The sequence below is a fragment of the Ruegeria sp. CDSA021 genome, assembly GCF_059612325.1.
The window spans coordinates 1-4191 of the sequence record NZ_JBXWQJ010000042.1 but is presented as its reverse complement, the minus strand read 5'-3'; the positions used below and the strand labels follow the sequence as shown (position 1 = coordinate 4191).

The 4191-nt window shown below is 51.7% G+C and carries 4 protein-coding genes; all 4 read right to left on the bottom strand.

From position 1 onward, the window contains the following. Nucleotides 1–99: 99 nt before the first annotated feature. Entirely contained in the window at nt 100–1422 is a 1323-nt protein-coding gene (locus AC2FLD_RS22320) for a mechanosensitive ion channel family protein (RefSeq protein ID WP_496674498.1), read from the bottom strand. A gap of 151 nt (nt 1423–1573) precedes the next feature. Beyond that, on the bottom strand, nt 1574–2863 hold the full coding sequence (locus AC2FLD_RS22315) for a carbohydrate porin (protein WP_496674495.1): 1290 nt from the start codon (nt 2861–2863) through the stop codon (nt 1574–1576). Then, nucleotides 2860–3261: a hypothetical protein gene (locus AC2FLD_RS22310; protein ID WP_496674492.1), complete on the bottom strand. Its 402-nt coding sequence runs from the start codon at nt 3259–3261 to the stop codon at nt 2860–2862. Before AC2FLD_RS22310 ends, AC2FLD_RS22315 begins: the two co-directional genes overlap by 4 nt. 72 nt (nt 3262–3333) lie before the next feature. Then, nucleotides 3334–4191: amidohydrolase family protein (locus AC2FLD_RS22305; protein WP_496674490.1), on the bottom strand; the 858-nt coding region annotated here is incomplete at its 5' end.

Here is a 4191-nt window from a genome sequence, read left to right as displayed (position 1 = left end):
TCACAACAACCAGTTGAGCCAGACCCTCTCTTAGATCAGGCGGCCATCTGTCCCAAAATCCCTGACGACGGACAGACATCATCCAGATTACAAATGCTTTCATGTCTTTGCTCCTTCCACTGGGATCAGGTGAACATCGCGCTGCGGGAACGGTATTGATATCCCCTCTTGGTCAAACCGCTCCTTTGCTTGTCCGGTAAGGTCCCAATAGACAGTCCAATAGTCATCAGACTTGGACCACGGTCGACAAAAGATATTGACTGAATTGTCGCCAAGCTCACCAACAAATATTTCTGGATCAGGCGATTTCAGGCATAATTCGTGCCTTGCGACCAATTCCTTCAGAACATCGATTGCGTGAGCAGCATTGTCTGAATACGCGATCCCAAAAACCAGATCGACGCGACGCTCATCAGATGCGTTGACATTTGTGATTACGTCACCCCAGATCTTACTATTCGGCACAATGATGATCTGGTTGTCGAAGGTTCGGATTTTTGTCGAAACGACCGACATCTCGTCAACAAAACCAGATGACCCGCCAACCTGAATATAGTCCCCGGTATCGAATGGCTTTAAAACCATGATCATCAAACCGCTAGCGAGATTGCCCAGCGTTTCCTGAAGCGCAAAGCCAAGAATGAAAGACAAACCACCAAATATTGCAAACAAAGGAGTGACGTTCACACCAAACAAGGCAAGCACAACCAGAATTCCGAGAATAAAGACCGCCCAAAACACTGCGGTCGCAATGAATTTCTTAAGCATCCGCGAAATTGTAGGTATCTTTTCAAGGCCGCGCTCAGTTAAACGACGCACCATTTTGGCGACAAACATCATGACCCAAACAGCAGCCAAAACACCCAACCCAGCCAATAAAAGACCAGCACCTCCTTCCCAGGAAACCAACCATTGGAGAGCGTTATTAAATAGCGTCTGAAAATCCGTTGTTTTAAGAACGCCAGTTTTGAGCGCTAAGAGATAATCTGTATGCGGTTTCAGATCTTCTTCTGCAGCACCCTTTAGGGCCCATTCATCCAAGACCAGAGTGTAATTATCCAAAATTACGGTGCCGGTATCGTTTATTAAAGACAGTTGTGATCTCAGGTCATCTTCTTGCGCTTCGTTTCCGGCCTGAAGGCTAAGATTGATACGGGCAATTTCTTCAAGTTGGTTGCGGACATGGTCTTGCCAGGTAACAGCAATTTCCGAAAGCTCGTCAGTCGTCAGCGGAACAAGCAGTATCTCCAGGTCGCCAGCGGAAATCGATTTGTCGGCAACCTGAGTTAAGAGATCTTCTTGCTGTACCTCAACAGGTTCCTGTTCACTCGCCGCGTTCTGTGCGTACGCTGGAACAGCGTTTGACGTCGATACCGCCGCAGCAAAAAGCAAAATAACCAAACCGTAGATGTATCGCGCCATGAAACTAAAGCTCCCACATAAAGACTGAAGAGATCATAAGGAGACCGAAAAGGTCTGCCACTATGAAAAAGTTGGGGGCGACCCACTCACTTGCCGCCCCCGCCATTCTGGCCAAAATTAAGCCCGAACGGAATTTGTTACCCGGCATGCATCAAAGATTGACCCTCAGTCTTAATCCTAAAACCAGCGGGTCGTTCGTGTTTGATCCGGGATTTTTCAGGTATTGCACGTCTGCCGTCAACGCCAGATTGTCAGCCAGGTCCAGACGGTAGAAAGCTTCAAGTGTCGTTTGATCGGGCAAGCCTGGTGACGTCAGGTCGGCAACAGTGGCCGCAATGCCAAAGAGATCATCATAGGTGCCAGGTCGCCACATCAAGCCTGCGTTGACTGCACGCGTGGCCAGCGCTCCACCACCATTGGACCATCCCAGCCGTCCGAAGATCATCAGTTGGTTGTCGAATGTATGGTTGGCAGAAAGTGTGGCTCCATATGTTTCCGGTACGCCAACTTGTTGGCGCGCATCCGTGTGAAACATCCCCAGATGAACGTTTGTCAGAAATCGTTTTGATTTTTCGGGCGTCCAGCCGATCTCGGCGTATTTGTAAAATTCGCTACCCCCAGAAAACCACTCAATGTCTGTGAGAGACCCATTGGCATCGCTGACCACCCCTAACGCGTAAATCTGATCCGTCAGATAGCCGCCGACGGTAACGCCAAAGCCTGGATCTGGGATTGGCAGTACAGGACTGAACAGGATTGAATAGTTCGAAAAGGTCGTCCTTGGGTTCACGTAACCCAGAATGTCGGAGTAGTCGCCCGGATCGATCCGACCCGCCACCACTCCTCCGCGTCCGTTTGCGAAGGCTTGTTGCCAGTAAGCTACCGACAAGGTAGTGTTTGTGTCCCCAAACGTGACCGCAGTTGCCCCTTGATATCCAATTTGCGCAGGCAGCGCTGAAGGTGCAATGGACTGGCCCAACCGGTGTCGGTTCTCCAGAATAAAGACAAGGCTACCCGGGTTTTCGCCACCCCGGTTTGCCAATTCCCACGTCCCGATCATCCTAAGCTGACCGGATGCAGATTCGTCCTGCCCGGTCAGGCTGTGAGAGCTGCGCTGGTATAGCGCTTGATAGTCAAAGCTGAGCGCCAATCCGGTGTTTTCCCGAAATCGACCCAAATCAGTCTCGGCTGGATCAATGGCACGGTCCAAACCGGGCCATCGTGAGTCTTCAAGTCTGCGCAGCCTGTCTTGCTCCTGCTGTGCGCTGGCTGATCCCGGACCACCCAACGAAATCTGGGCTGCGGCCTCCAGTTTCGCCTGTGCTGCATTTTCCTGTGCGTCAGCAGCACCGGCAAATAGTGCAAAGGCACTCAATAACGCGGTGGCAAGGGTCGGTCGTGATGGAAGGAACGATCTCTGATGCGACAAACCTCCAATCACTTTACATCATCCACAGCTTTTATTTCGGAAACACGTTCCAGTGCCACAGCCATGTCGGCGCTGCTCATCAATTCGATCATCTGGTAGTCATCCAACAAGCCGTCGCCGAGGCGGCTGACATAGAAGGCCTGGATAAAGGTTGGATCGTCTGGCAGGGAAACGGTGATGTAGTTCTTCCCGTTTCCAAGCCCCCAGTAATAGCTCAAAAGCTCTCCACCGAGCGCTTCGATCCCGCCCTTCACCGAGACTGCGCGATCCCCCGGATTGGCGATCTGCATTTCCCAAGCGGCGCTATTGGACGTGCCAATGAACAAAAACGTACGCATGCTTTCGGCATCTTCAGCAGCAACAATTGAACCACAGATCGCCATAAAGACGCCAAGGCTGAGATGTTTCACAGTCTTTCCTTTCAGGGAAGGTTTCTTGGCTGACGTGTGGGGTTATCAAAGATAGACCACCCCACTTTCCTTTTATTCCAGCGTGTTCTTGTAGATCACGCCGTTTTTCATGATCAGATCGAAGTTGTTCTCGTAATCCGTCATGATCAGGGCATCCTCGACGGGGTTTCCATCGACCAGTAGAATGTCGGCATACGCACCTTCTGCAATCACACCGAGCGGGCCTTCGGGATAGGGGTTGAGTTTGCCTGACAGGGCCAACAATTCACCGGCTTTAGAGGTTGCTTGCATTAGAACTTCGTAGGATGACCATTGTTCGAGACGGTACTTGAACTCATCGTTCTGTTTGGTGAGAGCCGCAGGATCCCCAATAATGTCGGTTGAAAAGGCGACTTTTTCGATCCCGAATTCTTTCAGCAACCGCATCTGGTTTCTCGCTCCGCCCTGAACCTCGAGGAACTTGGGCGCTGCCAACGGGCCAAGCGCCTTGGAGACTGTTTCGGCATCCAGCCCCAGAAGCGAGAAGAATGGCACAACCCAAACATCTGCGTCCTTGATCGCCTGCGCCGACACCTCGGTCATCAATTGTGCATGATCGATGCTCTGCACACCTGCCTCGATGGACCGCAGAATGCTCTCGTCGTTGTAGACGTGCACCAGAACGTAGGTATCCCAATCTGCCGCAGCTTTGACAGCAGCTTCCAGTTCTTCCGGTAAGAATTGAACCGTGTGTAATGGGTCTACGCTGGAAGACACACCTCCACCAGCCATGACCTTAATTTGCGATGCGCCCAGACGCAGTGCTTCCCGCGTCGCGCGCAGAACTTCTGGAACACCGTCGGCAAGAAACTCAACGTGCTGGTTGAAGAATGAGGGCGAGGCACCTTCGAAGTTTGGGTGCGGTTCCGTGTAGTGCCGATGCTCGCCATG